The 24,685-nt window shown below is 58.8% G+C and carries 24 protein-coding genes and 1 pseudogene; 11 read left to right on the top strand and 14 right to left on the bottom strand.

Going from position 1 to position 24,685, the window contains the following annotated elements:
- Positions 1–227: 227 nt before the first annotated feature.
- Entirely contained in the window at positions 228–818 is a 591-nt protein-coding gene (locus AC07YV_RS14060; RefSeq protein WP_102699913.1) for a CGNR zinc finger domain-containing protein, read from the bottom strand.
- Positions 819–947: 129 nt separating this feature from the next.
- On the opposite strand from AC07YV_RS14060, the gene AC07YV_RS14055 reads away from it, so the two are divergent.
- Entirely contained in the window at positions 948–1,829 is an 882-nt protein-coding gene (locus AC07YV_RS14055; protein WP_102699912.1) for an alpha/beta fold hydrolase, read from the top strand.
- Between the two features lie 4 nt (positions 1,830–1,833).
- On the opposite strand, the gene AC07YV_RS14050 is transcribed toward AC07YV_RS14055, so the two are convergent.
- Entirely contained in the window at positions 1,834–2,619 is a 786-nt protein-coding gene (locus tag AC07YV_RS14050) for a FadR/GntR family transcriptional regulator (RefSeq protein WP_102699911.1), read from the bottom strand.
- A 160-nt stretch (positions 2,620–2,779) separates the two neighbouring features.
- Here AC07YV_RS14050 and AC07YV_RS14045 point away from each other — a divergent pair, with 160 nt between their 5' ends.
- From AC07YV_RS14045 to AC07YV_RS14015, 7 genes and pseudogenes are all read left to right on the top strand, one after another.
- On the top strand, positions 2,780–4,090 hold the full coding sequence (locus AC07YV_RS14045) for an MFS transporter (protein WP_102699910.1): 1,311 nt from the start codon (positions 2,780–2,782) through the stop codon (positions 4,088–4,090).
- 15 nt (positions 4,091–4,105) lie between these two features.
- Positions 4,106–5,080, top strand: a complete 975-nt coding sequence (denD, locus tag AC07YV_RS14040) for a D-erythronate dehydrogenase (RefSeq protein WP_102699909.1) — start codon at positions 4,106–4,108, stop codon at positions 5,078–5,080.
- A 20-nt stretch (positions 5,081–5,100) separates the two neighbouring features.
- Positions 5,101–6,393: a 3-oxo-tetronate kinase gene (otnK, locus tag AC07YV_RS14035; protein WP_102699908.1), complete on the top strand. Its 1,293-nt coding sequence runs from the start codon at positions 5,101–5,103 to the stop codon at positions 6,391–6,393.
- Entirely contained in the window at positions 6,390–7,028 is a 639-nt protein-coding gene (otnC, locus tag AC07YV_RS14030) for a 3-oxo-tetronate 4-phosphate decarboxylase (RefSeq protein WP_102699907.1), read from the top strand. Before otnK ends, otnC begins: the two co-directional genes overlap by 4 nt.
- Positions 7,029–7,063: 35 nt before the next feature.
- The gene (gene otnI, locus AC07YV_RS14025; RefSeq protein ID WP_102699906.1) at positions 7,064–7,867 is read left to right on the top strand and encodes a 2-oxo-tetronate isomerase; all 804 of its coding nucleotides are present in this window, start codon (positions 7,064–7,066) and stop codon (positions 7,865–7,867) included.
- Positions 7,868–7,913: 46 nt separating this feature from the next.
- Positions 7,914–7,982, top strand: a pseudogene (locus AC07YV_RS14020) (VOC family protein); the annotation flags it as partial.
- A gap of 29 nt (positions 7,983–8,011) precedes the next feature.
- Positions 8,012–8,326 carry a DUF3630 family protein gene (locus AC07YV_RS14015; protein ID WP_102699905.1) on the top strand — a complete coding sequence of 105 codons (315 nt, stop codon included), beginning with the start codon at positions 8,012–8,014 and terminating at the stop codon, positions 8,324–8,326.
- A 205-nt stretch (positions 8,327–8,531) separates the two neighbouring features.
- Here AC07YV_RS14015 and AC07YV_RS14010 read toward each other — a convergent pair whose 3' ends face one another.
- The 8 genes from AC07YV_RS14010 to AC07YV_RS13975 all read right to left on the bottom strand — a co-directional run bounded on the left by AC07YV_RS14010 (position 8,532) and on the right by AC07YV_RS13975 (position 15,159).
- Positions 8,532–9,119, bottom strand: coding sequence for an SMI1/KNR4 family protein (locus AC07YV_RS14010; RefSeq protein WP_102699904.1), 588 nt, complete (start codon positions 9,117–9,119; stop codon positions 8,532–8,534).
- A gap of 55 nt (positions 9,120–9,174) precedes the next feature.
- A complete protein-coding gene (locus tag AC07YV_RS14005) occupies positions 9,175–9,717 on the bottom strand; it encodes a CbrC family protein (protein ID WP_102699903.1) in 543 nt (180 codons plus the stop codon).
- Positions 9,718–9,867: 150 nt separating this feature from the next.
- Positions 9,868–10,389 carry a DUF4303 domain-containing protein gene (locus AC07YV_RS14000; protein ID WP_494990310.1) on the bottom strand — a complete coding sequence of 174 codons (522 nt, stop codon included), beginning with the start codon at positions 10,387–10,389 and terminating at the stop codon, positions 9,868–9,870.
- A gap of 23 nt (positions 10,390–10,412) precedes the next feature.
- Positions 10,413–10,745, bottom strand: a complete 333-nt coding sequence (locus AC07YV_RS13995; protein WP_102699901.1) for a DUF7716 domain-containing protein — start codon at positions 10,743–10,745, stop codon at positions 10,413–10,415.
- Between the two features lie 56 nt (positions 10,746–10,801).
- The gene (locus AC07YV_RS13990) at positions 10,802–11,170 is read right to left on the bottom strand and encodes a hypothetical protein (protein WP_102699900.1); all 369 of its coding nucleotides are present in this window, start codon (positions 11,168–11,170) and stop codon (positions 10,802–10,804) included.
- A 156-nt stretch (positions 11,171–11,326) separates the two neighbouring features.
- The gene (locus AC07YV_RS13985) at positions 11,327–11,827 is read right to left on the bottom strand and encodes an SMI1/KNR4 family protein (RefSeq protein WP_102699899.1); all 501 of its coding nucleotides are present in this window, start codon (positions 11,825–11,827) and stop codon (positions 11,327–11,329) included.
- Positions 11,828–11,865: 38 nt separating this feature from the next.
- Positions 11,866–13,458, bottom strand: coding sequence for a J domain-containing protein (locus AC07YV_RS13980; RefSeq protein ID WP_102699898.1), 1,593 nt, complete (start codon positions 13,456–13,458; stop codon positions 11,866–11,868).
- 3 nt (positions 13,459–13,461) lie between these two features.
- Entirely contained in the window at positions 13,462–15,159 is a 1,698-nt protein-coding gene (locus AC07YV_RS13975) for a molecular chaperone HscC (RefSeq protein ID WP_102699897.1), read from the bottom strand.
- Positions 15,160–15,297: 138 nt separating this feature from the next.
- Here AC07YV_RS13975 and AC07YV_RS13970 point away from each other — a divergent pair, with 138 nt between their 5' ends.
- Positions 15,298–15,867, top strand: coding sequence for a hypothetical protein (locus AC07YV_RS13970; protein ID WP_494990309.1), 570 nt, complete (start codon positions 15,298–15,300; stop codon positions 15,865–15,867).
- A 343-nt stretch (positions 15,868–16,210) separates the two neighbouring features.
- Here the strand turns inward: AC07YV_RS13970 and AC07YV_RS13965 are convergent, their stop codons facing one another.
- The 3 genes from AC07YV_RS13965 to AC07YV_RS13955 are packed head-to-tail and all read right to left on the bottom strand — an operon-like array spanning position 16,211 to position 19,415.
- On the bottom strand, positions 16,211–17,704 hold the full coding sequence (locus AC07YV_RS13965; protein WP_102699896.1) for a DUF1254 domain-containing protein: 1,494 nt from the start codon (positions 17,702–17,704) through the stop codon (positions 16,211–16,213).
- 48 nt (positions 17,705–17,752) lie between these two features.
- On the bottom strand, positions 17,753–19,207 hold the full coding sequence (locus AC07YV_RS13960; protein ID WP_102699895.1) for a DUF1254 domain-containing protein: 1,455 nt from the start codon (positions 19,205–19,207) through the stop codon (positions 17,753–17,755).
- Positions 19,125–19,415, bottom strand: a complete 291-nt coding sequence (locus AC07YV_RS13955; protein ID WP_146025358.1) for a hypothetical protein — start codon at positions 19,413–19,415, stop codon at positions 19,125–19,127. The genes AC07YV_RS13960 and AC07YV_RS13955 overlap by 83 nt, the downstream gene beginning before the upstream one ends.
- Positions 19,416–19,496: 81 nt before the next feature.
- Between AC07YV_RS13955 and AC07YV_RS13950 the strand changes: the two genes are divergently transcribed.
- Entirely contained in the window at positions 19,497–20,630 is a 1,134-nt protein-coding gene (locus AC07YV_RS13950; RefSeq protein ID WP_102699894.1) for a pyridoxal-phosphate-dependent aminotransferase family protein, read from the top strand.
- A 431-nt stretch (positions 20,631–21,061) separates the two neighbouring features.
- Here the strand turns inward: AC07YV_RS13950 and AC07YV_RS13945 are convergent, their stop codons facing one another.
- A complete protein-coding gene (locus tag AC07YV_RS13945) occupies positions 21,062–23,314 on the bottom strand; it encodes a KAP family P-loop NTPase fold protein (RefSeq protein WP_102699893.1) in 2,253 nt (750 codons plus the stop codon).
- 561 nt (positions 23,315–23,875) lie between these two features.
- Between AC07YV_RS13945 and AC07YV_RS13940 the strand changes: the two genes are divergently transcribed.
- Entirely contained in the window at positions 23,876–24,682 is an 807-nt protein-coding gene (locus AC07YV_RS13940) for a lytic transglycosylase domain-containing protein (RefSeq protein ID WP_102699892.1), read from the top strand.
- Positions 24,683–24,685 lie beyond the last annotated feature (3 nt).

Raw genomic sequence — 24,685 nt, 5'->3', positions numbered from 1 at the left:
TGAAATGATACGAGCGATAACGGTGCAGATTCGTGCAAAAAACCCGGGCAAGCGGGCGGTTTTTCGCACAAACCGCCATGGATGAGCGTGATGGCGGCAGGAAATTTCAACGCGCACCCTTCGCCGACGCGGTCTTCACAGGCCGCAACGCGCGATGAAAGATCGGATGACTGTGGTTCAGGCTGACCGGGGTGCTGCCCCGCCAATACCACGCAGCGTCATGGCCTTCAGTCCGCGACACCCTGGCGTCGCTTGCGGAATTCGGCGACCTTATGCCGGTTTCCACACAGCGCCATGCTGCACCAGCGTCGTTTGTGGGATTTGGTGCGGTCGTAAAACATCAATGAACATTCGGCGCTTTCGCATTTGCGTACCAGGCTGAAATCGCCTTCGGCCAGCAACTCCGCGGCGGCGTAAGCGAGCCTGCCCAGACGCTGGTGGCCGGCATCGCGCTGGTGCAGGCGATCCAGCACCGGCGCGCCCGCCTCCTCCCACACCAGTTGCGGCACGACCCGCAGCAGAAAGGCATTGAGCGCTGCCGGATCCGCCTCGCGGTTCTCTCGACGGGCGGCGAGCAGGCCCTCGATGCAGTCGCGCAGCTTGCGCAATCGGGCAAGCAACTGCCCGTCCCCCACTGCCACGTCCGTCGCCCGACCGACACCGATCTGCTCCAGCCAGCGCGCCGCGTCGGCATCGCTGTTGAGCAGGTCGCGCCGCTGGCCGTCGACCACCATTCGGGTGTTCAGCAGGTCCAGCGCCGGATGGTCGGCCAGCACCAGCGGTACGGGCAAGTCAGGCGTGGCGACGGCGTCAGTCATGGAAATCTCCCGGGAATCGATGCACGGATTGTAACCTACAAAAAAGATTTGACCAGTTACAAAGTCCGTGCAAAATGAAAACAGGTAACCCGTATAAATAACTTTAAACAGTTACATTGGAGATCCGTCATGACCACGCTCGCGCACACCACCGTTGCCTGTAAATTCGTCGAAGCCGACGGCATCAGGGTTTTCTACCGCGAGGCCGGTGCTGCCGACGCTCCCGTACTCTTGCTGCTGCACGGCTTTCCCAGCTCGTCGCACCAGTTCCGGGACCTGATCCCGCGGCTCGCAGACAAGTACCGCCTGATTGCGCCGGATCTGCCCGGTTTCGGTTTCACCGAGGTGCCTGCCGAACGCCACTACGTCTACACCTTCGATGCCATCGGCGAGACGATCCGCCAGTTCGTCGATGGGCTGGGCCTCAAGCGTTACGGGATGTACTTCTTCGACTATGGGGCGCCGGTCGGCCTGCGCCTGGCGCTGGCGTACCCGGAGCGGGTCAGCGCGATCGTTTCGCAGAACGGCAATGCCTATCTCGAAGGCCTGGGGGATGCCTGGGCGCCGATCCGCCGGTATTGGGACGAGCCGTCGCCCGCCAATCGCCAGGTGATCCACGATGCCATCCTGCACCTGGAAGGCACGCGCTGGCAGTATGTGGAAGGCGTGAGCAACCCCGATCTCATTGCACCCGAGGGTTATCACCTGGACGCGCTATTGCTGGAACGGCCCGGTAACAAGGACATCCAGCTCGATCTGTTTTATGACTATCGGAACAACCTGAAGCTGTACCCGGCGTTCCAGCAATTCTTGCGCGATGCCCAAGTGCCGACGCTGGCGATCTGGGGCAAGGGCGATCCGTTTTTCATTCCGCCAGGTGCCGAGGCCTACAAGCGTGACAACCCCGATGCGGTGGTCGAGATGCTCGATACCGGCCACTTCGCGCTGGAGACCCACGCCCTGCAGATTGCTCAGCGGATAGTCGACGTGGTGGGCAGCCATCTCGACTGAGAGGCTAGGACTTTCTCGTTCCCGGGTTCTGCCAGAACGAGGGATCGGCGCTCTTGAGCCGCTCGACTGCGTTATTGATGTGATTGAGCGCCGCATGTCGCGCGCCTTCGGGGTCGCGCGCGGCAATGGCCGAATACACCGCGAAGTGTTCGGCCCGCACGGTCTTGGCCAGATCCCGGCGGCGCTCCTCGTTGGAGCGCGTGATGCGGATCGCCTCTTTGATGAATTGCGCAATGAACTCGTGCAATGAGGGGTACAGCGGATTGCCGGTAGCCCTGGAAATGGAGTGATGGAACCCCAGGTCTTCCTCTACCCCATCGCGACCCGCCTGCTCGGCTGCATCAATGGCCTTCAGCGCCTGGTGGATGGCCTCCAGCTGCGCAGGTGAATGCCGCTGGGCCGCCAGTGCCGCCGCCTCGCCTTCGATGCCGCGGCGTAATTCGGTGACCCTCAATACCGCCTCGATCGAGCCGCCGACATCCAGGTCGATCGTGAACGCCTTGATGTGCGCCCCTTCACTGACCACGGTACCGCTGCCCTGGCGAACCTCCACCAGACCGGCTGACTTCAGGCGCGAGATCGCCTCGCGGATGACTGTCCGACTAACGCCGAAACGTTCCGAGAGTACGGGCTCGGTGGGCAGGCGATCGCCCGGCAGCGCTTCGCCGCTGGCGATATAGGCCTTGAGGGCCGCCGTCACCTGATCGGACAACGTGCCCTTGGCGGAGTCCTTCAGGACACCCAGCGCATCGGGGCTACAGGAAGATTTGTCAGGAATGGGCATAGGCATCTCTGGGCTCAAATCGGTGAACGGTACTGCATTTTAGACCCGCCGTCCTCCCTCGATTTAGCCGTTGAATTCGTATGACGTATTATGATAAAAAACGCCACATCATGTAATCCGACAAAAACAACGTCACCCACTACAAAAATAAGGATGGGGGAAACACATGACTGAATCAGTGATTCAAACCGGTGCCGCCGTGCCCGCCGATCGCTTCGAGGATCTGGCGTATCGCAAAGTGGCGTGGCGTATCCTGCCGCTGCTGTTGCTGTGTTACCTGGTCGCCTATCTGGACCGGGTGAACGTCGGTTTCGCCAAATTGCAGATGTCCGACGATCTGCAATTTTCCGAAGCCGTCTACGGCCTTGGCGCAGGGATTTTCTTCATTGCCTACTTCCTCGTGGAAATTCCCAGCAACCTGATCCTGCATCGCGTCGGCGCGCGGTTGTGGATCGCACGCATCATGATCACCTGGGGAATCATCTCCTCGGCCATGGCACTGGTGAGTACGCCAATGTCCTTCTACATCATGCGCTTCCTGCTGGGGATCGCCGAAGCCGGGTTCTACCCGGGCGTCATCCTCTATCTGTCCTACTGGTTCCCGACCCATCGTCGCGGCAAGATGTATGCCCTGTTCGCCACCGCCGTGCCGCTGTCCGGCTTGATCGGCGCGCCGTTGTCCGGCTGGATCATGAGCGCCTTCAACGGTGACCACGGGTTTGCCGGCTGGCAATGGCTGTTCTTTCTCGAAGGACTGCCCTCGATCGCCGTCGGTATCCTGGTGATTTTCTGCCTCAGCGACCGCATCTCCAGTGCCGGCTGGCTCACCCGGGAAGAGAAAGCCCTGCTGCAGACGCGCATCGACGCGGAGTCCGCCGGCCACCAGAAACACAGCCTCAAAGAGGTGTTCCTGCAGCCGCGCATCTGGCTGCTGACGGCCATCTACTTCTGCATGATCGCCGGTTTCTACACCGTCGGTTTCTGGTTGCCGACCCTTATCCGCCAGGCCGGCGTCAGCGATGTCTTGCAGGTCGGCATGCTCACTGCCATCCCTTACGCGGCGGCAGCAATGACCATGATCCTGGTCTCGCGTAGCGCCGACCGGCTGCGCGAGCGGCGCTGGCACCTGGCGCTGACCGCCGTGCTCGGCGGCATCGGCCTGTTCATCTCCGCCACCTGGAGCGACAACTTCACGGTTTCCATGATCGGCCTGACCCTGGGCTCGATGGGAGCCATGAGCACCCTGCCCTTGTTCTGGAGCTTGCCGACTGCCTTCCTCGGCGGCACGGCAGCGGCAGCCGGCATTGCCCTGATCAATTCCTGGGGCAACCTGGCGGGCTTCGTCTCGCCTTACTTGATGGGTTTCCTCAAGGACGCCACCCACAGCACCACGATCGGCATGTATGTGATGGCAAGCGCATTGTTCCTCGGCGCCCTGCTGGTCTTCAGAATTCCCGGAAAACTCGTCAACCGCTGACGTTTGGAGTAACTCATGAATATTCTCGTGACCGGTGCAGCCGGCTTCCTCGGCCGCCGCCTGATCGAAGCGCTGTTGCTGCGTGGCTCGCTCACCGACCGTACTGGCCAGTCCCGGCCCATCGGGCAAATCGTCGCCTTCGACATGGTCGAACTCACGGGGATCGATGATCCCCGAGTAAAAGTGGTGTGTGGCGATATCGCCAACCCTGAAGTGCTGGACTCCCTGATCGATGCCAACACCGACAGCATCTTCCATCTGGCGGCGGTGGTTTCCAGCCAGGCCGAAGGCGACTTCGAACTGGGCATGCGCATCAACTTCACCGCCACCCAGAACATGCTCGAACGCGTTCGCCGGCTCGGTACCTGCCCGAAATGGGTGATGACCAGCTCGGTCGCGGTGTTCGGCGGGCAGTTGCCGGAACGTGTGCGCGATGATCAGGTCTGGGCGCCGCAGAGTTCCTATGGCACGCAAAAGGCCATGAACGACCTGCTGCTCGCCGACTACAGCCGGCGCGCCTTCGTCGATGGTCGCAGCCTGCGCATGCCGACCATCGTGGTGCGCCCGGGCAAGCCCAACCTCGCCGCGTCCAGCTTCGCCAGCGGCATCATCCGCGAGCCGCTCAACGGCCAACCCAGCGTCTGCCCGGTACCGCTCGATACCCGGCTCTGGCTGATGTCGCCCGCGCAGGCGATTGCCAACCTGATCCATGGTCATGAACTGTCCGGCGCGCAATTGACCCAGGGTCGGGTGATCAACATGCCGGGCCTGTCGATCACCGTCGAACGGATGATCGACGCCCTGCGCCAGACGGCCGGTGCAGAAGTGGCCGGGCGGATCCGCATGGAACGCAATCCGGCGATCGAGCGCATCGTCGGCTCCTGGCCAGGCGCCTTTTGCGCCACCTACTCCCGGGACCTGGGCTTCACCGCGGACGAGGATTTCACCGATGTGATCGAGCAGTTCATCAACGAGTACCTGCCCGGCTAAACCCGATTGAGGAGTTCAACATGTTGAATGCCCCTGCCCGGCCGCTGCTGGGCTGCATCGCCGACGACTTCACCGGTGCCACCGATCTTGCCAACATGCTGGTGCGCGGCGGCATGCGCACCGTGCAAAGCATCGGCATACCCGCCGGCGATGTCGCCGGCCAACTCGACGCCGACGCTATCGTCATCGCCCTGAAGTCGCGGACCGTGCCGGCCGCCGATGCCGTGAAGGAATCGCTCGAAGCGTTGCGCTGGCTGCGCGAGCGTGGCTGCGAACAGATTTTCTTCAAATATTGCTCGACCTTCGACTCGACCCCGGCCGGCAATATCGGCCAGGTCAGCGACGCCTTGCTCGAGGCACTGGACAGTGATTTCACCCTCGCGTGTCCGGCTTTCCCGGAAAACGGTCGCACGGTCTTTCGCGGGCATTTGTTCGTACAGGACCAATTGCTCAGTGAATCGGGCATGCAGCATCACCCGCTGACACCGATGACGGACGCGAATCTGGTTCGCGTGCTGCAAGCGCAGACCCGGGGCAAGGTCGGCCTGCTGCGCCATGACAGCGTGTCCGGTGGCGTCGAGAGCGTGCGAGCGCGCATCGCGCAGCTTCGCGCCGACGGGGTGCGCATGGCCGTCGCCGATGCCTTGTCCGATGCCGATCTCCATGTGCTGGGCGAAGCCTGCGCCGACCTGGCGCTGCTCACCGGCGGCTCCGGACTGGCGCTGGGCTTGCCGGACAACTTTCGACGCGCCGGCCAATTGCGCGACCTGGACGCCGCACAACTGCCTGCGGTCGAAGGCGGTGAAGTGGTGCTCGCGGGCAGCGCTTCCCAGGCCACCAATGGCCAGGTAGCGACCTGGTTGCAGGCAGGTCGTCCGGCCTTTCGTATCGACCCCCTGGCCCTGGCGGCGGGACAGCCAGTCATCGAGGAGGCATTGGCCTTCGCCGCTGATCATTCGCAAACAGTGCTGATCTACGCCACCAGTACCCCGGATGAGGTCAAGGCGGTGCAAGGTGAGTTAGGCGCCGAGCGCGCCGGGCATCTGGTCGAGCAGGCCATGGGCCGGATCGCCGGCAGGCTGCGCGAGGCAGGTGTCCGACGCTTCGTGGTCGCCGGAGGGGAAACCTCGGGGGCCGTGGTCCAGGCGCTGAACATCCAGCTTCTGCAGATCGGCGCACAAATCGACCCGGGTGTACCCGCTTGCGTCAGTATGCCCGGAGAACCGCTGGCCCTGGCGCTCAAGTCGGGCAATTTCGGTGGCGCGGATTTCTTTGACAAAGCCCTCAAGCAACTGGCAGGAGTACCGGCATGAGTAACGAAAGCGCCCTGCGCGAAGAGATCTGTGAGGTCGGCGCTTCGTTGTATGCCCGTGGCTACACGGTGGGCAGCGCCGGCAACATCAGCGCCCGGCTGGAGGACGGCTGGTTGATCACGCCGACGGACGCGTGCCTGGGGCGCCTCGACCCGGCCGCGATTGCCAAGGTCAGCCTCGCGGGTGAATGGGTCAGCGGCGACAAACCGTCAAAGACCCTCGCCCTGCACCGCCAGGTCTACGATCGCAACCCGGGGGTTGGAGGCATGGTACACACCCACTCGACCCACCTGGTGGCATTGACGCTGGCCGGTGTCTGGCACGAGGATGACATCCTGCCGCCGCTGACGCCCTATCAGGTGATGAAGGTCGGGCACATCCCGCTGATCGCCTATGAACGTCCGGGCTCACCGAAGGTGGCCGAACGTGTGGCGCAACTGGCCAACCGCGTGCGCGGCGTGATGCTGGAACGCCTGGGCCCGGTGGTCTGGGAAAGCTCGGTGTCCAAAGCCAGCTACGCCCTGGAGGAGCTGGAAGAAACCGCACGCCTGTGGCTGATGAGCAATCCACGACCGGCTCCGCTGCACCAGGCGGCGCTGGATGAATTGCACGAAGCCTTTGGTGTGCAGTGGTAACCCACAGATCGATTTTTTTGACCGCAGGAGTCTTCATGCCTCGTTTCGCTGCCAACCTCAGCATGCTCTACCCCGAACATGACTTTCTCGACCGTTTCGCCGCCGCCGCCGCCGATGGTTTTCAGGCAGTGGAATACATGTCCCCCTACGACTACAGCCCACAGCAATTGAAACAGCGGCTCGACGACAATGGCCTGGTCCAGGCCCTGTTCAACGCACCGCCTGGCAATATCGCGGCCGGCGAAAAAGGCACCGTGTCCTTGCCAGGCCGTGAGTCGGAGTTCCGCGCCGGTTTCGACAAGGCCCTGGAATACGCCGCGGTACTGGGCAACGACCGCATCCATGTCATGGCCGGGCTGCTGGCCAACGAAGCGGATCGCGCCAGGCACCAGCAAACCTACCTGGAAAACCTCAGCCACGCAGCGACACAAGCCGCCAAGGCTGGCATCACCGTATTGCTGGAGCCGATCAATACCCGCGACATGCCGGGGTTTTTCCTCAACCACCAACATCAGGCCCAGGCCATCTGCAAAGCGGTCGGCCAGGCCAACCTCAAGGTCCAGTTCGACGTCTACCATTGCCAGATCGTCGAGGGTGACGTGGCGACGAAGCTGCGACGGGATTTCGCCGGCATCGGCCATATCCAGATCGCGGGCGTACCGGATCGCCACGAACCGGACATGAACAACGAGCTGAACTATCCCTACCTGTTCGAGCTGATCGATCAACTGGGGTACACCGGTTGGGTCGGTTGCGAGTACCGGCCACGGGGCGACACCTCCACGGGCTTGCAATGGCTGCGCGATTGGCAGGGTCGGTCAAGCCAAGGCCAGGCATAGACGGCTTTTCATCCAAGGGTCACCAGGACGCCGGGGCAGCAGGAGGTATGCAATGGTACTGAACGCCAGGATCTCCAAGACGCTCGTCTGGGAACGAGGCGGCCTGCACGTGCGAACAAGAGCAGGTGGCGGAGATAGATTCTGATGAAAAACAAAATAGTCCCAAGCGAACTGACTATTGAAAAAATGCACGCCGGCCGATCATGCCTGAACCTGACATCGAGTGTCGATTGGGAGTCTTTTCCTGAGTATGCAGAGTTTATTCTTGGACTACTTGGGGGATCGGTCATCAGCAAGTCTGACGGTGCTGACGTGCGTATTTGGGAGGTGCTGATAGACAACGAGTACTTCTTCCTCGCATTTGACGATTTTCCGGTAATGATAACGTTAGAGTCGAAGAGTCTGCAGGGAGACAATTGCATACCCGCCTTCAAGGCCTTACTCGTTGAGAAGTCCTGACCTGGAAACCAATCCAAACGGACTGAGTACGGATAAATAATTGATGCGCACAAAACAAAGGAAGAGTCGTCTGCCAGGAATGATGATGAGCTACACCGTTCCCCTCTCCCATCCTGGCAATCAGGAAAACGCGGACGTTGTATGAATGCCTGCTTATGGCCGATTGCGGTCTGCAGTGATGGGCAGCAATCGACCAACGCTGACGTTATTCATCCTCGTAGATAAACGAGTAGTGGTCATCGATCAGCTGTTGCAGGTAGTAATCGAAGCTTTGCGCAATGACTTTGTAGCTGTCAGGGTCGTGCAGAAATCGCATGACCTGACCCACCGTTCCACCGGGCGCCGGGTTGAAGTCGATATACAGTCTTGAGGTTCCCCCATTGTTCATGCAGTGGGAGAAGCACAGCCGTTTGTTCATGGGCAATGTGCTGTCGATAAGCGGGTCGATCAGGTCGGGTTCCTGATCCAGGTAGCCCTCATATATCTGCGCAATGCTCCGGGTGTGAGCGTGTGCGCCCTCAAGTATCTGCCGTACGGACCTGAGGTAATAGGGGTACTCGAACACATCCGAGCCGAGCATCAGGACCATGACGGTGCCGTCGTGGTAATCCCTGAAGTGTGTGCCGTCGATCTGGCTGAGCAGTTGCAGCAGGCTTGCCGGGCACAGCGGATAATGCTCTGTGAGCTGCTGCAAGTCTGTCGCCGAAGCCCCATGTGCCAGTTTCAGTTGATCGAGGTTTTCAGCCGGCAACACATGGCGTAGACCGGCAAGGTAGGTATCTACGAGGGACATGACAGTCGTCCTTGCTATAGCGGTGAGATCGGACTCAATACGCTTGGTTTTTCCTTCAATGGTTGTCTTGATAGGCACCCAACGTAGAGCAATGGCGGCATCTGAAGAGGTAGGCTGTAGGGCCGTGGTCCTTGTCCAGTGCACTGAAGAACCTGTGCCATTGAGGCCCCTCCTCCAGCCCCGTCGCGTCCTGTACGGCAGTCATTGCTTCTACCCCTAGTGCAAGCAGCTCGGTATGGCCTGCCTTGCCGATGAACTCGCCTGCGTCATTGCAATGGGTAAACCATCGTTCCTGCTGCCAGCCATTAAAACCGGGTGTGCGCTGGCTCAACTCGGTGACCAGCGCTTCATCAAGTTCTTCTTCAGCGTCCAGACCAATGCTGTCTTCATCGATAAAGGTTGCGCCGAGCCGTTGGTGAGCGCTCCCATCGGCAATGCACCAGGGACAGATGCAGGCTTCGTAATCTTCGACGGCGTATACCGGCCCCACATAGATGTAGCCGCGAGCCTGGTCGCAGCTGATGCAGGTGTTTGTGGAGGGTTGTACCGAGCCGCTGGAAACAGGGTCCGGGTGGTAGGTGAACTGTGGCAGATTCATTGGAAGGTCCTTGATCCAAAGCCATGCCCTGAGCTGGAAGCGTTAGCGTACTCGACGTATTCTTCCTTGAACTTGAGGGCAATGGGGTAACAACAGTCAGATTGTGAATTGTGGTTATGGTTCAAACTGCCTTTTATCTACATCGATACATCACCCGTGCGAGTGTTGCTCCAGCCAGGACTTGAATTCGCCGGCCTGCTCAGGAGTGTTCAACGCACAGATCCAGGCGATTTCCTCAGGTGCGTTTTCAAAGTCAGAAACTGAAAACACATGGACGGCGTGCTCGAAAGTCGAGCCTGTGAGCTTTTGCATGGCTGCCACACATAACGCGAAAACCTGACTGCGATGTTGCTCGAAATTTTCCCGGGAGCTTGCGTCGGCCATGCTCCACAGCGTTTTCGACAGGTCCGCGAAGAAGTGTCCGCCAAAGGCTTCGTGGCTCCATTCGGCGGGAGTCCACTTGAAGTACTGGCGGCCATCGGGATTTTCAGCCTGCAAACGTGTCAGGTGGTCTTTGGTATTAAAGGCCGGCGCCAGGCTTCGCGCATCGGCGTCTGAATACAACGCGAATCCGCAGACCTCGGCGTTCGGGAAGTCCTTGCGAAATTGTTCGATTGCCTTGAGGGACGCTGCCTGAATCTCTCGTTGAAGACGTTCGCTACTCAAGGTCAACATCGGGCTTCTCGCTGTAGGGGTCATGAGGCGTCGCCAGGCTTGAGCACGATGAACGCATCGTTCTGGTAATAGTATTTAAACGCCATGAAGTAATCATCCAGTGTGGCTTGGACCCGTTGTTGGTTCGTGTTGAAAATAACGTCCTCGATCATCGCCGTTTCCAGAGTCTCGACCCAGCCTTCATTGTGCACCTGTGGTGGCAGGTGTTCATTCGAGTTGGCAGGAAAGTCCCGACTGTCCAGTGAGAACGCGCCAAGTGTGTCCAGCGTCCACCCGGTATTGGGCAAGTAGAACCAGGCATTGGGCATGTGCTCGATCTGCTGTAGAACTTCGCGGATGCTGTAAGTCTTCATAGGGTCCTCATGACGGGCTGCTCAATGATGTCGTCCGGCGCCGGTGATGGGCGGGACTAGCCCACAACTTCCTTGATCAGGGCATCCATGGATGAAAAGGCCAGCCCATCAGTGATGGACGGGCATCCCGAGTCCAGCAGATAAAAACGTTCTATCGCAGATCTGTCCACCAGTATCAGCCGGCCGCCCGAGTCATCACCGATCAACAGATATCCTGGAAAGTACTCGGCTATTTCGTATGTCTGTTGACGCTCGGCTATTTCATCCGTCGAATAAATTTTCACGAGGTCTTCGATCAGTGCGCCGTCGCAGGACGACCAGAATCTGGTTATCCATGAACCTGGGTTGATGGATAGCTGCTGCGCTGTGCAGGTGATCTTTTCAACGTCTGCAGGTGGTTTTTTTTCTGTGTAACGCACGTTCATTCGGATGCACCAGATGAAAGATTTTTAGCATGCTCATTCAAAAAAGAACTTCATGAATCCGTTCACGTCTGCACCTGCAACGGTGCCCACAACTTCCCTGACTCTGTGCAGGAAGGCGGGTTTTCCTGCGATTCGTTTACCGGGGCCTGTGATGCATCAAGAGGCTTCGACTCGGCTGTCAAACGGTTCGAAATCCCGCTCGGTAAAGGATTCCGTCAGAACATTCGAACTGCACAGCCATTCAATCGCTTCCACCAGCCCGTGGCCGGCAACCAGCGCGGCTTCGCTGTGTCGCGGCAACACATAAATACGCTCAGGATCCTCGGGGTGAATAATGAGTTCGTCACCGTCGTAGGTATCACCAATGATGATGCACTGCAGGGCCTTTTCCTTGGGCATCAGTTCTTTGTCATCATCCCAGAACCAGTATTGGTCAATGCGTTCCAGCCAGTTAGCCTGACTGTTTTCACCGTGCAGTATCTGATGTGGCGGGTATATCCGGATGTACACACCACCGAGAATGCCTTCGCCAAATTGCGTCACGTATTCACGGTAACCGGTGGGAAATCGACTACCCAGCGCATGTTGCGCTTGATCGACTTCGGCGTCTGTCGACAGCACCCTGGGCTCGCCTATGACGTTGATGTTTTCGAACATTCCATTTCCCCTGATTTGATGAATTGACTGCACGATATTTAGCGCACTCGACCTTGAGTGAGCAGGGTCCCGGGCATGTGCAGTTGCAGGTAGCCAATGACAATCACCATCGATACGCAAAACACCCATTGCAGCCAACTGAGCCCGGCAATCCGATAGGTCGCCTGCAGTGGCCTTCGCCAACGGTACTGGCGGTCCGCCGGGACTGCACTGGCGGGCTGCAGCAGGCCGATCGCCCCGTTGACCAAATAAGTCGCCAGCCCCAGCACCCCAAGCCAGTTCCAGATCACAATGGCAAGTGCCAACAACGGGCCGCCATTGCGGATCACCAGGTAACGGCGATCTGCGGTCAGTTTGTGTCGTACACACCATTCACTGGCACGCTGGTCGAGGTCATGCAGCGATTGCGTCAAGGTGGTCCAATGGCTGAGCAGCCATTTGCCGACCTGTGCCGCCAACACACCACCCAGTGCATAGAGTGGCAGCATGAGCAGCGTCACCATGAGTCCGGAGCCGGGAAGGTTGTTCAGTGCAAGGGTCAGGGTCAAGACGCAGGCTGCACGTTTCACGCCATGGGGCGGGTCCTTGTGACCGATGAGGGTCTTCCAGAACCAAGGATCATGGTTGGGGAACATCCCCAGCAGATCGGGGAAACGCGTGGCAAAGGTCTCTGCCAGTTGTTCGCAGGCCTGCCAGTCAGCCTCAACGAAACCTGTGGCCAGCTCCGCCTGCTGCACCGGTTGGGTCGACAGCAGGAACAGCGTGGCGGCATTGGCGCGCGAACTGGGGTGTTGCTGACGTTGCTGCATCAAGGAACGCAGTTCGCCGAGCCAGGTTTGCTGCTCGCAGCGCCTGTGCAGCGCTTGCCACGGGTCCTGGGTGATGGGCACCACCGCCGCTTCAACATCCCAGGCAAACAATCGACACACCCGTTGAAACAGCAGCGGTGACCAGTCTTCGGTATTCAGGAACAGATTCAGGACATGCACCTGCAATGCCTGACGACGTGCGAAATCACCAAGCCAGGCTTGTTGGCTGTGGTGTTCCAGGCAGTCGAAGAAGTTCTGTTCCTCGCCGGTTGCCAACTGCTGGTCGAGTTTGCGGTAAAGCGCTGCCGTCAGGGCGCGGGCAAGACAATGCTGCTCAAATTCACTGGCGGGGATCCGCTGCCAGGGCGTCAACCATTGGCGCTGTTCGATGCCCCATGTCAGAAGGTGCCAATGCGCTTCAGGGTCGTTCACGCAACGTTGGAACAGCAGGCGTTCGAACTCGGCGTCGCAGCCTCTGGTCGATGCCTCGTTCCAGTATTGATCAACCGCCCGGTCTTCAAATCCGCCCAGTAGCCCGACGGCCTGCTCATGCAGGGACCGCGTGGGCTTCAGGCCCGGGGGTGTCCGGTTCTCTGCAGTGGGCCGATCTGTAGAGTCAGCGGTATCCCGATCAACCTCGCTCCAGCCCTCGCGCAGGATGTGCAAGGCTTGCTCATAGGCTTCACGCAGTTGCTGGAAGGCGCCGGGATCCTCGTCCGGACGCGTGACCTTTAGCAGTTTGGCGTATTGGCGCTTGATGCTGCGCTCGTCGGATCGGGCGGGTAGGTCAAGGACCTCCCAGCAATCGAAATCAGACGCCATGGCTCAGTATCCGGCACCGGTTTCGAGCAGGCTGATGCGCCCGCTCAGATCATGGCGAGCCTGGCGAATCAGGCGCTCGTCCTGGCTTGCCAATGCTTGTTGAAACAGGTTGGCCCAATGAGCGATCTGCTCACGAAGCTCGCCCAGGCTTTCTTGGTACAAACGCTCCAGGCGGGCGATCAGCACCGTGTTGATCTGCTGTTCGCGGGGATGCACCTTGAGCTCGGCCAGCGCTTGCAGACGCTCGGCAATTTCTTCGCTGCTGAGCACACCCGGGTTGTTTTCGATGACCAGTGCATGCTGTTCACCGGTCATGGGAATGCGCACTTGACACTCAAGAATGCCGTTGATGTCGTAGGTGAAGCGCACGTCCAGTTCGACAACGCCACCGGTGTTCGCCGGGACCGGAATCTCCAGTTCACCCAAGGCGATGTTGTCATGCACCAGACGACTCTCACCCTGGTAGATCTTCACCAGTACGCTTTCCTGCAGTTCATGGACGGTACACACGGTCTTTACCCGGCTTACGGGGACCGTACTGTTGCGCTCAATGATCGGCAGGTAGTGCCCTTCCTCATAGTGTTGGCCCACCCATACCGAGGTTGAAATACCCAGGGTGTAGGAGCAGACGTCGGTCAACACCACCTCTTCCAGGGCGGCACTGCGGGACTTCAGCGCGGCTTGAATGGCTGCGCCGTGAGCCACGGCTTCGTCAGGGTTGACGTGGATGGACGGGAAGCGGCCAAACAGCCCCGCGGCCAGCTTGCGCACCAGCGGCATGCGTGTGGTGCCACCCACCAGCAGCACTTCATCGAGCTCGTTGATACGGATTCTGGCATCGCGCAGGGCGCGCTCAATCGGATGGCGCAGGCGTTCGAGCAAGGGCGCGAACAATGTGGCCATCTCGTCCTGTGAAAACACATGCTTCCATTGCTGCCCGTCCACCCGCAAAACAAACTCGCTCGCCGTTTCCTGTCCCAGCGCCTGGCGGACTCGCTCGGCTTCGCGGCGCAGCGCGTGGGCAATGGATTGTGTCGGTGCAAATCCTGGCTGGTCGCGCTGGGTCTGGATAAAACGCTCGGCCAGCACCTGGTCGAAATCCTCACCGCCCAGATAGTTGTCGCCAGCGCTGGCCCGTACCTCCATGACACCGTCGAACAGTTCCAGGACTGACACATCGAAGGTGCCGCCGCCCAGGTCGAAGACCAGGAACGTGGCTTCCTTGCCGTGCTGGGGCAAACCGTAGGCCAGTGCGGCAGCGGTCGGTTCGTTGATGAGCTTGTCGACTTTCAGCCCGGCCAGTTCGCCAGCGATACGGGTTGCCTTGCGCTGCGCATCACTGAAGTACGCGGGGACGCTGATGACCGCCTCGGTCACCGGTTCGCCATAGGCACGCTCGACGTCGTCCTTCAGGCTCCTGAGTACCAGCGCCGACAGTTCTTCAGGGCGCAACGACTTCGTACCCAATTGCACGGTGTGTGCACTGCCCATGTAGCGCTTGAACAAGGCGGCGGTCATGGTGGAATGGGTGTGCAAGCGCTCGCGGGCAGCTTGGCCGACCAGAATGCGGCCTTCATCGTCCACTCCCACCACCGATGGGGTCAGCACCTGACCCAGTGCGTTAGGAACCAGAACACTAACGTCGTTATGCCAGACAGCCACCAGGCTGTTGGTGGTACCCAAGTCGATTCCGACAATCATCAATGCGTTCCTTTTCCCTGGCGTGACTTCATGAACCTGTTCTTCCTTGAACCGCAGAGACAGATCGTAGTCGATGTGCGATCACTTTTTCCAATGAAGGTTCAATGCTCGCACGTTCGATGAACGAACCGGACTGCGATGCATGACACCTTGCAACCTTTTGAGTACTCAGTATCCGCTGATGAGGCTAAAGAGGCTGACAAGCCAAAACCAATACGTTGTGCCAATATTGAATCTGGACGCAGTTTTTTAAACGAAGGAATGAAAATGGCTGAAATCAGCAAGGTGACTGCCGAGTTGGCAGAGGAGATCAAAGTGTTGAGCCAGCAGGGGCTCGACTTACTGAGCCTTACTCAGGATCATGCTTCGGCTGATGTGGTTGCGGCGATTACGGAGCGGGTGCGTAATTGCAAAGCGAGTGGCACAACGCTGCCCGAGGGCGACATATTTTCGCTTGGAGCGTTGCTCGGCAGCCAATACGTAAAAGGGCAAGGCTGGCACTGGGGCGATGTCGTTTGGGATTTTGATGAGACCACTGCGGCTGTCGGAGTGCTGAACCACGACAACTCATTGTTCATCAACCCTATTGGCTGGTTGGCTGAAGTGATGGAGTCCGAGGGCGGCGTCGGCTTCATGCTCAACTACAACATGGTCAGCGCGCACCAGGTTCCGGTATGCGAACCTGATAGCGCCACAGGCCTTTACTGACTGCCTGGCCCCTGCCGCAGGACCTGTCGCAGCAGCTGCAACATCAGATCGCTCTGACCTGACGCAGCGCCCGCCGTCACAAGCGGCGGGTCGAGGATCACCATTCGGGATGAAAGTGGCGCTCTCGGTCGAGCAAATCGGCAACGATCCACGTCAACGCAGCCTGTGCTGGACACTGGTCGAGGAAGTGGCGCCAGGCGCCTGGACCTGTGGCGGCGTGGATGTCAGCGCTCAAGCCATTCCGTGCATCGTTCAGGTCTGCAAGATCTGGCGCAGCCGTAGACACTCCAAGTGCCAGCTGTTCGCCCTGCCCCGCTTTACAACGGGGCAAGGCAGCTCATCGTTACTGTTTGATCAAATCACTGGGCTTCCAGCTCTGGTCGAAAAACGCTTGCTTGGGACCATACAAACGCACGATCACCAGGAAGCCTTTGCCCGGTACGGTACGAATCCAGTTCTTGCCCGTACCCGGTGATTCGGGGCCGAAGTAGAGGTCGGTCGAGCCATCGCTGTTCTGCGCCGGTTTGTCCATCTGGTTGAGCGACGGGAACGGCTGGCCGTTGTCCAGGCCCGAGGCGGTCAGGTTGTCGTAGGCAGTCACCGACCAGAACAACGCCGCCGGCACATTGGCGGGCAGGTTGAGCTTGTAGGTGTGGGCGCCGTCGAGGAACTTGCCGTCGGCATCGCGGGTGGTGGCGGGATATTTGGCGCCGGCGCCGACCATGTTCATCACCATGCCCGGACTGTCCGAGTAGGCAGAGGTGAAGAACGCCACACGCTGCTCGAGGTTGGTGAACGTGCCGCTGGACTGGAACTCGGTGTTTTCCCCGGCAAAGGTGTTCACGTACTGGCGATCCGTGTAGTACAGGCCGCCCGGCTCTTTCATCAGCAGATGACTGGTGACCACCTTGCTCATCTTGAACGCGGTGCGCGCCGCGTCATCCAGCAGCTTGCGCCGCTGTGCATCCGGGGCGAAGGCCTTGCCCTTTTCGATGCCGATGGTATGCAGGAAGCCGCGCATGTCCATGTCCGCCGGGTCGACCGCTTCGGCTTCAATGAAGCGCGACAGTAGATCGAAGTAACGGCCGTCCTCGGGGAACAGCATGTTGATCGGTGCACCGGTGGCATCGGGGAACTGCATCGGCAGCGCCGAATCCTTCTTGCCCAGCGGATAGATCTTGGTGCGCTCGACCTCGGCCACCGGCACGCTCAGGTCTTTCGGGTCCTTGAAGAAGGTGCGCCAGAACAGGAACACGTTGTTGGTGCGCGAGCGGTAGACGAAACCTTCGGTGGGTTCCGGGCCGGTGTAGCCAGGCGGCAGCAGCACATAGGTGCCGCCCTTGCCCTTGTCGGGTCCGGCCAGGCCGACGTCGCCGCGCCAGGTCTTGCCGTCAATGGTCGGACCGACAATCGGCCGCTGGAAGAAATCGTCGAACATGCCCTGCACACCGGGCGGTGCTTCGACCACCAGCGGACCGTACTTCGCCAGGTCCAGATAGCTCATGGCGTAGACCAGGTCGGAGTTCGGCGTGGTCACCAAGGTCTTGGCGTTGATGCGTTTTTTCCAGGTCGGCAGGATGTTGTAGCCGGCGCCGAATTGTTTCTCCGACGCCTCCTTCATCGACCAGATGTTGATGGCTGGCAACGACCAGAGATACGACTGCACGGCGCGCTGGAAAATCAGCTCGTCGATCATGCTGCGTGCGGTGGCCTCGGTCGGGAAACCGTTTTCGAAGGGCTGGTTGGCCAGCTCTTCGTACCGCGTGGCGGCATCGGCGACGCCGCTCAGGGAGACCGCCACTGCCAGGGCGGTCAGGGTGTTACGCAAGCTGCTCATGGGATGTCCTTATGTGACGCAGTTTGAAGATAAAACATGGCATGGTTTTCAGTTGAGCTTGACCACCGCTGGCGGCGTCCACTGGCCGTTCATCGCGGCGGCTTCAGGCCAATAGGCGCGTACGTACAGCGAGAAATCGGCGCCCTTGGGCGCGGGCAGCCAGTTGTTTTCCTTGTCGGCACCCGGGGATTCGCTCTGCACGTACAGCGTCAGCGAGCCGTCGGCATTGGGCTTGAGCGATTTGTTCTTGGTGCCCAGGGAATAACGGCCCAGCGGGTTATCTGCGAAGAAGTGCTGTTCGTTATACAAAGTCAGCGACCAGAAACCCTTGACCGGCGGCAAGGCATCTTTAGGGAAGGTCACGCTGTAGCGCTGGCCGCCATTGAGGCGCGTGCCGGACTGATCCAGGTCCTGGTAAAAGTACTTGGTCTCGATCTGCTTGTTGACGAAGATGTTCGAGCGGGCCACCGCCGTGCGCAGGAAGTAGTCGGTGCCGAACGCTGCGCCGTTATCGATGGTGCTCCAGTGATTGGGCAACTGCTTGCCATAGTTGCGGAACTGCAACAGCGGCTTGACCACTTCGACATCAGACTTTTGCGCCTCGTCGATCATGGCCTTTTTCAGCGCCGGATCACGCTGGGCGATCTGTGCCAGTACCGACAACTGCGCATAGCGTGCTTCTTCGCCGGGCAATGGCTTGGCGTCCTTGAGGAGTGCCGGCAGTTCATCGAAGAATTTTTCCGGGAGCACCCAGCGGGTTTCTTCGGCACCGGCCGCTTCTGCCGGGAATTTCGGCGACTTGCTCCAGTCACGCTGCTTGAGTTTGCCGTCGTATTTGGACACCGGGTACATATCGATGCCGGACAGGTACGGCTGAATCGCCTTGCGATCCTCGGTCGTATCGTCCTGGAACACCCGTGGAATTACGAAACCGGTGTTGGTCTTTGCGCGGAAAACCTGGGTGATGCCCTCAGGCACCTTGCCGTTCCAGTCCGGGCCGACCAGCAAGTAGAAACCGGGTTTGGTGCCGTACATCTTGCCCAGCTCGGCGAAGCTGTCGGAGCGCAGGTCCACGACCTGATACACCCAGAACCGGTCGCCGAAATCCGGCACCTGCAAGACCACCGGCTCCAGATCCAGCGCGATGCTGCCGGCACCGTAGACCACGTCCTGGTTCGGGCAGGCCACCAGGCGTTCACCTGGCGAGATGTAATCGGTGAGCATCGACAGATGATTGATCGGCGCCACGGGCACGATGCCGCCCATCAGGCCGGCTTGCGGCAGGTCCTTGAACTTCAGCCGCCGGTTATAGATGTTGGCCATCGGCCAACCCCAGAAATAGGCTTCGCGCGCCATCATGCGCACATAGCTTTCGGTCACCTTCACATCGGCCTCAGGCCCGGACACCTGAGCCACCGGCTCACTCTGCGCCTGCACGGCCGTCGCGCCGGGCAACATCGCCGTTGCGAGCAGACAAAGGGTGAAAAGAGGGGTCTTTTTCATGAAGGTGCTTCCTTGCTTGGGAGTTTTCGATAAACGTGTTTATGGCAGTAAACACATCGGCAGAAAATTTAGCAGAGGAATCTGATTCGACAAAGGAAAGGCGTAAGACCAGGGGGGCGCTTTTTTTCTTTTTTTCGCCAGGCAGCGTTATTTCTCTAATGGCAGCTTCACGCCCTGATGATGCCAGCCGCTCGACAGAAGTCGCCATTCCATCCCGAACAATCTTGTCATTTGCCAAGGCTTAGGGCAGGGTCGATACCACTGAGGTCCCTGCCAAAGGAGTCACTCCATGTCAAAGCTATATCCCAGTATCGATCCCGAGGGGCTGGTCGAGTATTCAGTGGTCTACACCGACCGCTCGCTCAACCACATGTCGCAGTCATTTCAAGGGGTGATGAAGAACATTTCCACGACCCTGAAACAGGTCTACAACGCCCAGGCTGTTGCGGTGGTCCCGGGCAGCGGCACATTCGGCATGGAAGCGGTGGCGCGACAGTTTGCCACCGACCAGCAATGCCTGGTGATACGCAACGGCTGGTTCAGTTATCGCTGGAGCCAGATCCTTGAGATGGGCAACATCCCGGCGGCCACCACGGTGCTGAAAGCCCGACCGGTCGATACGGGTCGCCAGGCTGCCTACACCCCACCCCCTCTGGACGAAGTGCTGGCAGCCATTGCGGCTTCGAGGCCGCAGATTGTCTTCGCCCCCCACGTTGAAACCTCATCGGGGATTATCCTGCCCGACGAGTACCTGCGGGCCGTCGGCGACGCCGTGCATGCGGTGGGTGGCCTGTTCGTGCTGGACTGCATCGCCTCAGGCACGATTTGGGTTGATATGCACAAATGCGCAGTCGACCTGCTGATCAGCGCACCGCAGAAAGGCTGGAGCGCCTCCCCTTGCTGCGCCCTGGTGATGCTCAGTTCCCTGGCCCTCGGGCGCATCGAACAGACGCAAAGCAGCAGCTTCGCCTGCGACCTGAAAAAGTGGCTGCAGATCATGCAGGCCTACGAACAGGGCGGACATGCCTACCATGCGACCATGCCCAGCGATTCCCTCGCGCGATTCAACGAAGTGATGAAAGAGACGCAAGCCTACGGTTTCGACAAGGTTCGCGACGAACAACAGGCTCTGGGCGATCGGGTTCGCGCCATGTTGACCGGCAAAGGTTTCAAAAGCGTGGCTGCAGCCGGCTTTCAGGCCCCTGGCGTAGTGGTGAGCTACACCGATGATGCCGACATCAAGAGTGGCAAGAAATTTGCCAACCACGGCCTGCAGATCGCCGCCGGAGTGCCGTTGCAATGCGACGAGCCGGCCGACTTCCAGACCTTCCGCATCGGTCTGTTCGGACTCGAAAAGCTGCACAATATCGAGCGCACGGTCAGCACCCTCGAGCAGGCACTGGACGAGGTGATGGTTGACTAAGCCCTCATCTTGCCCGCAGCACATACCGGACGTGGGAGTTCCAGGAAGGCATCCTGCCCTGGGCACTGCCGGCCCATGGCGCTGACCTTCGACGAACATGACGCTGGTCGCCCGGACGTCATGTTCGAACCGTAAGGGAAAGCCCGTGCACGTGTCTTGCTGATACGTGTGCCTTTCAGCGCTATCAGAAAAGGGTTCCAACGGAGCCTTTTACGGGGCGGATGATTGGCGGCTGTATGACTTGGATCGACCCGAAGCTGCCGGTGACGATTGATAGAAAACAGGGAAAATCGGTCGTTCAAGTATGTCTACGAAACTTGAGGCGATTAAACAATCGGCATTCTGACTGCTGCAATGAAGTTAACTAATTAAGTATTTCCTACTGCCTCAGTTCGCCAAAGCCACTCACCTCATGGTAGGCGGCTGATATATTATGCTTCCGCAGTATACAGCTCTGCAAAGTCCTTCATCTCAAGACCATAGCTTTTAAGTCTAGCACGGAGATAGTTCGCCTCTTCGATGCCGCTTGAAAGCCACTGCTCGCGAGTCACAGCCTCCCAGCACGCTTGGAGAACATCCAATTGACCTATGCAAAAATTTCCGAAATTGGGCATACGATCGATCAACAGTCTCAAGTAGTCTTTCGAATTTTTTGCAAGAATGCTTCGCATCTCTGCAGATTCAGCGTACGTCAATACCTGCAGCAGCTTTGCCTTGTGCTCGCGGGTATATAGCACTGAGCGCGCATCGTGCAGCAAGTTCAGGCGGTGGTTTGACGCCTCGTCCAATTGGCAAAGATAGATGCCATTGGCCTCAGTGAGCAGCCCCAGCACATCAGCCACAGCTGCAGCTGCTGTGAGTTCCTGGACTATTTCGGCAAGCACGGGTATTTCCGTATTGCGGTTGTGTCTGAAACACAGGTGGAACAGTCCGGCCTTATCCTGGCAACGCTGTGCAACGCTTTCCAGTATCTGGTGCTCCATGTCGCGTAGTTGCTTTTCATCGCCCTGATTCGATCGCACAGAAAGCGCTACGAACATGTCCAGCATTCGACTACAGATCTGTATGTGACCAGAGGCAAAACCCAGTGCTTCAACCTTCTCCAGTTGCACCAGTTTGCAGAGGAAGCGAACGATCCGGATTGCTCGAGCAAGCGACAATTCACGCTGTGCCCTAACCTTGTGCTCGCTAATTAGACGAGTACAAATGGAATATTGATCAAGTGTCATGTTGAGCAAGCGCAATGAAGCGTCGGAGAGATCGGTCATTGCCCCTTGGGCAGCGGTTTGCAACGCGTAGACCACCAACTGGTCATCAATGCAAATGTTCCATTGTTCTATTAACCTGCCAAGTTCCTGCTGGGTGAAACAAGGTGCATGCGTGCCCAGTTGCATCTCATAGTCGATTAGCTCGGGGGCTTGCCATACACGCAATCCTTGCAGTTTTACGACCAACCGATACAAACGAATGAACGCTGGACTACCCTTCTCGTAGCCCGATGCTTCGGTGACCCTCTCCAGTATCTCTGAGACCTCTTTCTTTCGCTCGCTATCAAAGGATGTCCCCAATGTCGGCTTTCCTTTGCCGATTAACTCCTTTTCGACAATATCTACACATTCCGCCACCTCACACCTGAGCAAGGTTTGCAGAATAATTGCCTCCCACTTCAGTTCGCCCTCACCATGGCGCATGGCTACTTCCCTGAGGCTACCCAACTCTCGTGCAATGCCTCGAACCTGCCTCGGATTGTCAGGAAACCACTGAGCCGAACTGATCCTTACACCCTCGGGAATGAAGTCGCAACATTGCGCCATCGCACGTTCGGCCAAGCGAGCAGTTAAATCCCTGGAAAGGGGTTTGAGTTCAAACTCAAGGTCGATAATCTTGTCCAGAAACGGCTGTCTGGAGGACGAGAATGCACCGGAGTACTCGTCAAGGGATCGCACAATGATTTCTTTGTCGAAAGCCAATACGAAAGCAAACCCCGGCCAGTCAAGGTATTCGCGCAGCGTCATTAGCGTTTTCGGCAAAATAGCTGGATCTGCACGATCAAGGTCGTCAATAAAAACAATGACGTGATGTGACTTGAGTAGGCTACGAAGTTGCTCAAGTTCTAATGGAGATAGATTCAACCGTTTCTTGATGGTGTTTACAACGCTTCCCGTCAGCGCAGCACCCATTGATACCATCGTAGCGAGATCGTTATCGACTTTGCCCGCCGCTTGGCCGGTCATATCGGAAAGTCCTGTAATGCCAGACGCGATAGATGCTACCCAGCGCTTGAGCGTCATTTTTTGGGGCGTCTTAATCCGTCGCTTTTTTATTTCGGCACTCATCTCTTCACTGAGCGTGCCCATAAAGCTGTCAGCATCCAACGCACGCCAAGCGGAAACGTGGACAACCACGTCACCTTGCTCCAACGCGATCTCGCGCAGAAAATTCAACACGCTTGTCTTGCCAGCCCCCCACTCCCCGTAAAGACCGATACGTGTGGAAAAGCCAGGGGGAGTCGTCCTGATTGCTCTGTGCATCGAATGCGCTACTGGCCAGCGATCCAAGTCGTCATCTTCCCGGCTGGATTTGGCAGCGTCATGACCTGATCGCGAATTGGCTAGTTCAACGCCATGAGCAAGCGGCTTCCTACCAGTCTCTTTCTTCCAAAAGCGCTTTAGTCCAAACAACATCACCACTCCTACCCGAGCACAACCCTCAAAAAAGGGAGCATAACTAACTTCACCTGCAGCTTGCTTGCTCTTGGTATCACTCTTTGAATATAGGCCTCAACGAAAACCGGCTGATAGGTCTAGGCACTTGTACTATCGACTCCACCTGCTTCCAGTCGACCGCAAAGGTTCGCAACGGATCAGAAGAGACCTTTAGCAAGCGTCAGCTTCTGGCCGAAAGTAGTCATTTGTGAACGGCAACTTTCGGCCAGAAGAAGAAGAAGAAGAAGGAGAAGACATTCGTTTGCGTCGAGGTGCCCCCAATCCCGTCGTCAGGCATTAAGCACTGTTGAGAGGGTCACGCCGGCCTGGCAAGCCGGGACAACGCGTCGTGCGAGCAATCAGGCCTGCGTCTCGCTTGGGAACGCCGGCAGCCCGTACGTCTACGCAAGTCCCAAGGCCGATTACAAGGCGTATAACTATCAGAACAAAAGGCGGGCCACCCGGAACAGGCCCTCCAAAGGCAGCGCCCGGACCAGCCGCCCCAAGGCCTGATCGGCGCCTGCGGCGCGGAGCGATGTGATGAGTTGCAGAGCATGGCGATGGGCTCGCAAGAGCCTTCTTGGCTGCATCGGGCTGACCTTGCTGGTCGCTCCACTGTGCGCCAGCGCCATGTACAAGTGCCAAGCCGGGGACGGAGCCATCAGCTACACCAGCCAAGCCATCGCCAGCGCCCGCTGCACTCGTCTCAATGGCATGGCGGGCGCCGGTGTCGGCGCCAAGGCAAAGGCCCTGCCCCGGCTTGTGCAGGACGACAACTCAGGCGCGGTGCGGGTTCGGGTGTTCACCTTCATCCACAGGGGTGTTCGTCAATATGTGAGCCGGCGCCCCGTCGGGATTTCCGCACGGGTCGATGTCATTGATCTCTATTTCATCAAGGGCTGCTATCTGTGCAGGGCGCCGAAGGATTTCAAGGTCGCCTCACTGCGCCTGGACACCCAATCCTATCGGCGGGAGATCGAAGCCGCTTCGGGTCTTTATGGTGTCGACCGGGCGCTGGTCCGCGCCGTGATACATGCCGAATCGGCGTTTCGCCCCTACGCCATCTCCGAAGCCGGCGCCCAGGGGCTGATGCAGTTGATGCCCGCCACCGCCGAGCGCTTCGCCGTGGACGATCCGTTCGACGCACGACAGAACATTCGTGGCGGCGTGCGCTACCTGGCCTGGCTGCTCAAGCGCTTCAACGGCAACCAGGTGCTGGCGTTGGCAGGCTACAACGCCGGCGAAGCGTCCGTGGCCGAGTACAACGGCGTGCCTCCCTACGCCGAGACGCAATCCTACGTCACCCTCGTGCAGTCCTTGACCGAACGCTATCGCAACCATCGCTAGTAC

The sequence above is a fragment of the Pseudomonas sp. GW456-E7 genome, assembly GCF_059424105.1.
The sequence above is the reverse complement of the archived record's forward strand: the minus strand, read 5'-3'. Positions and strand labels throughout refer to the sequence as shown.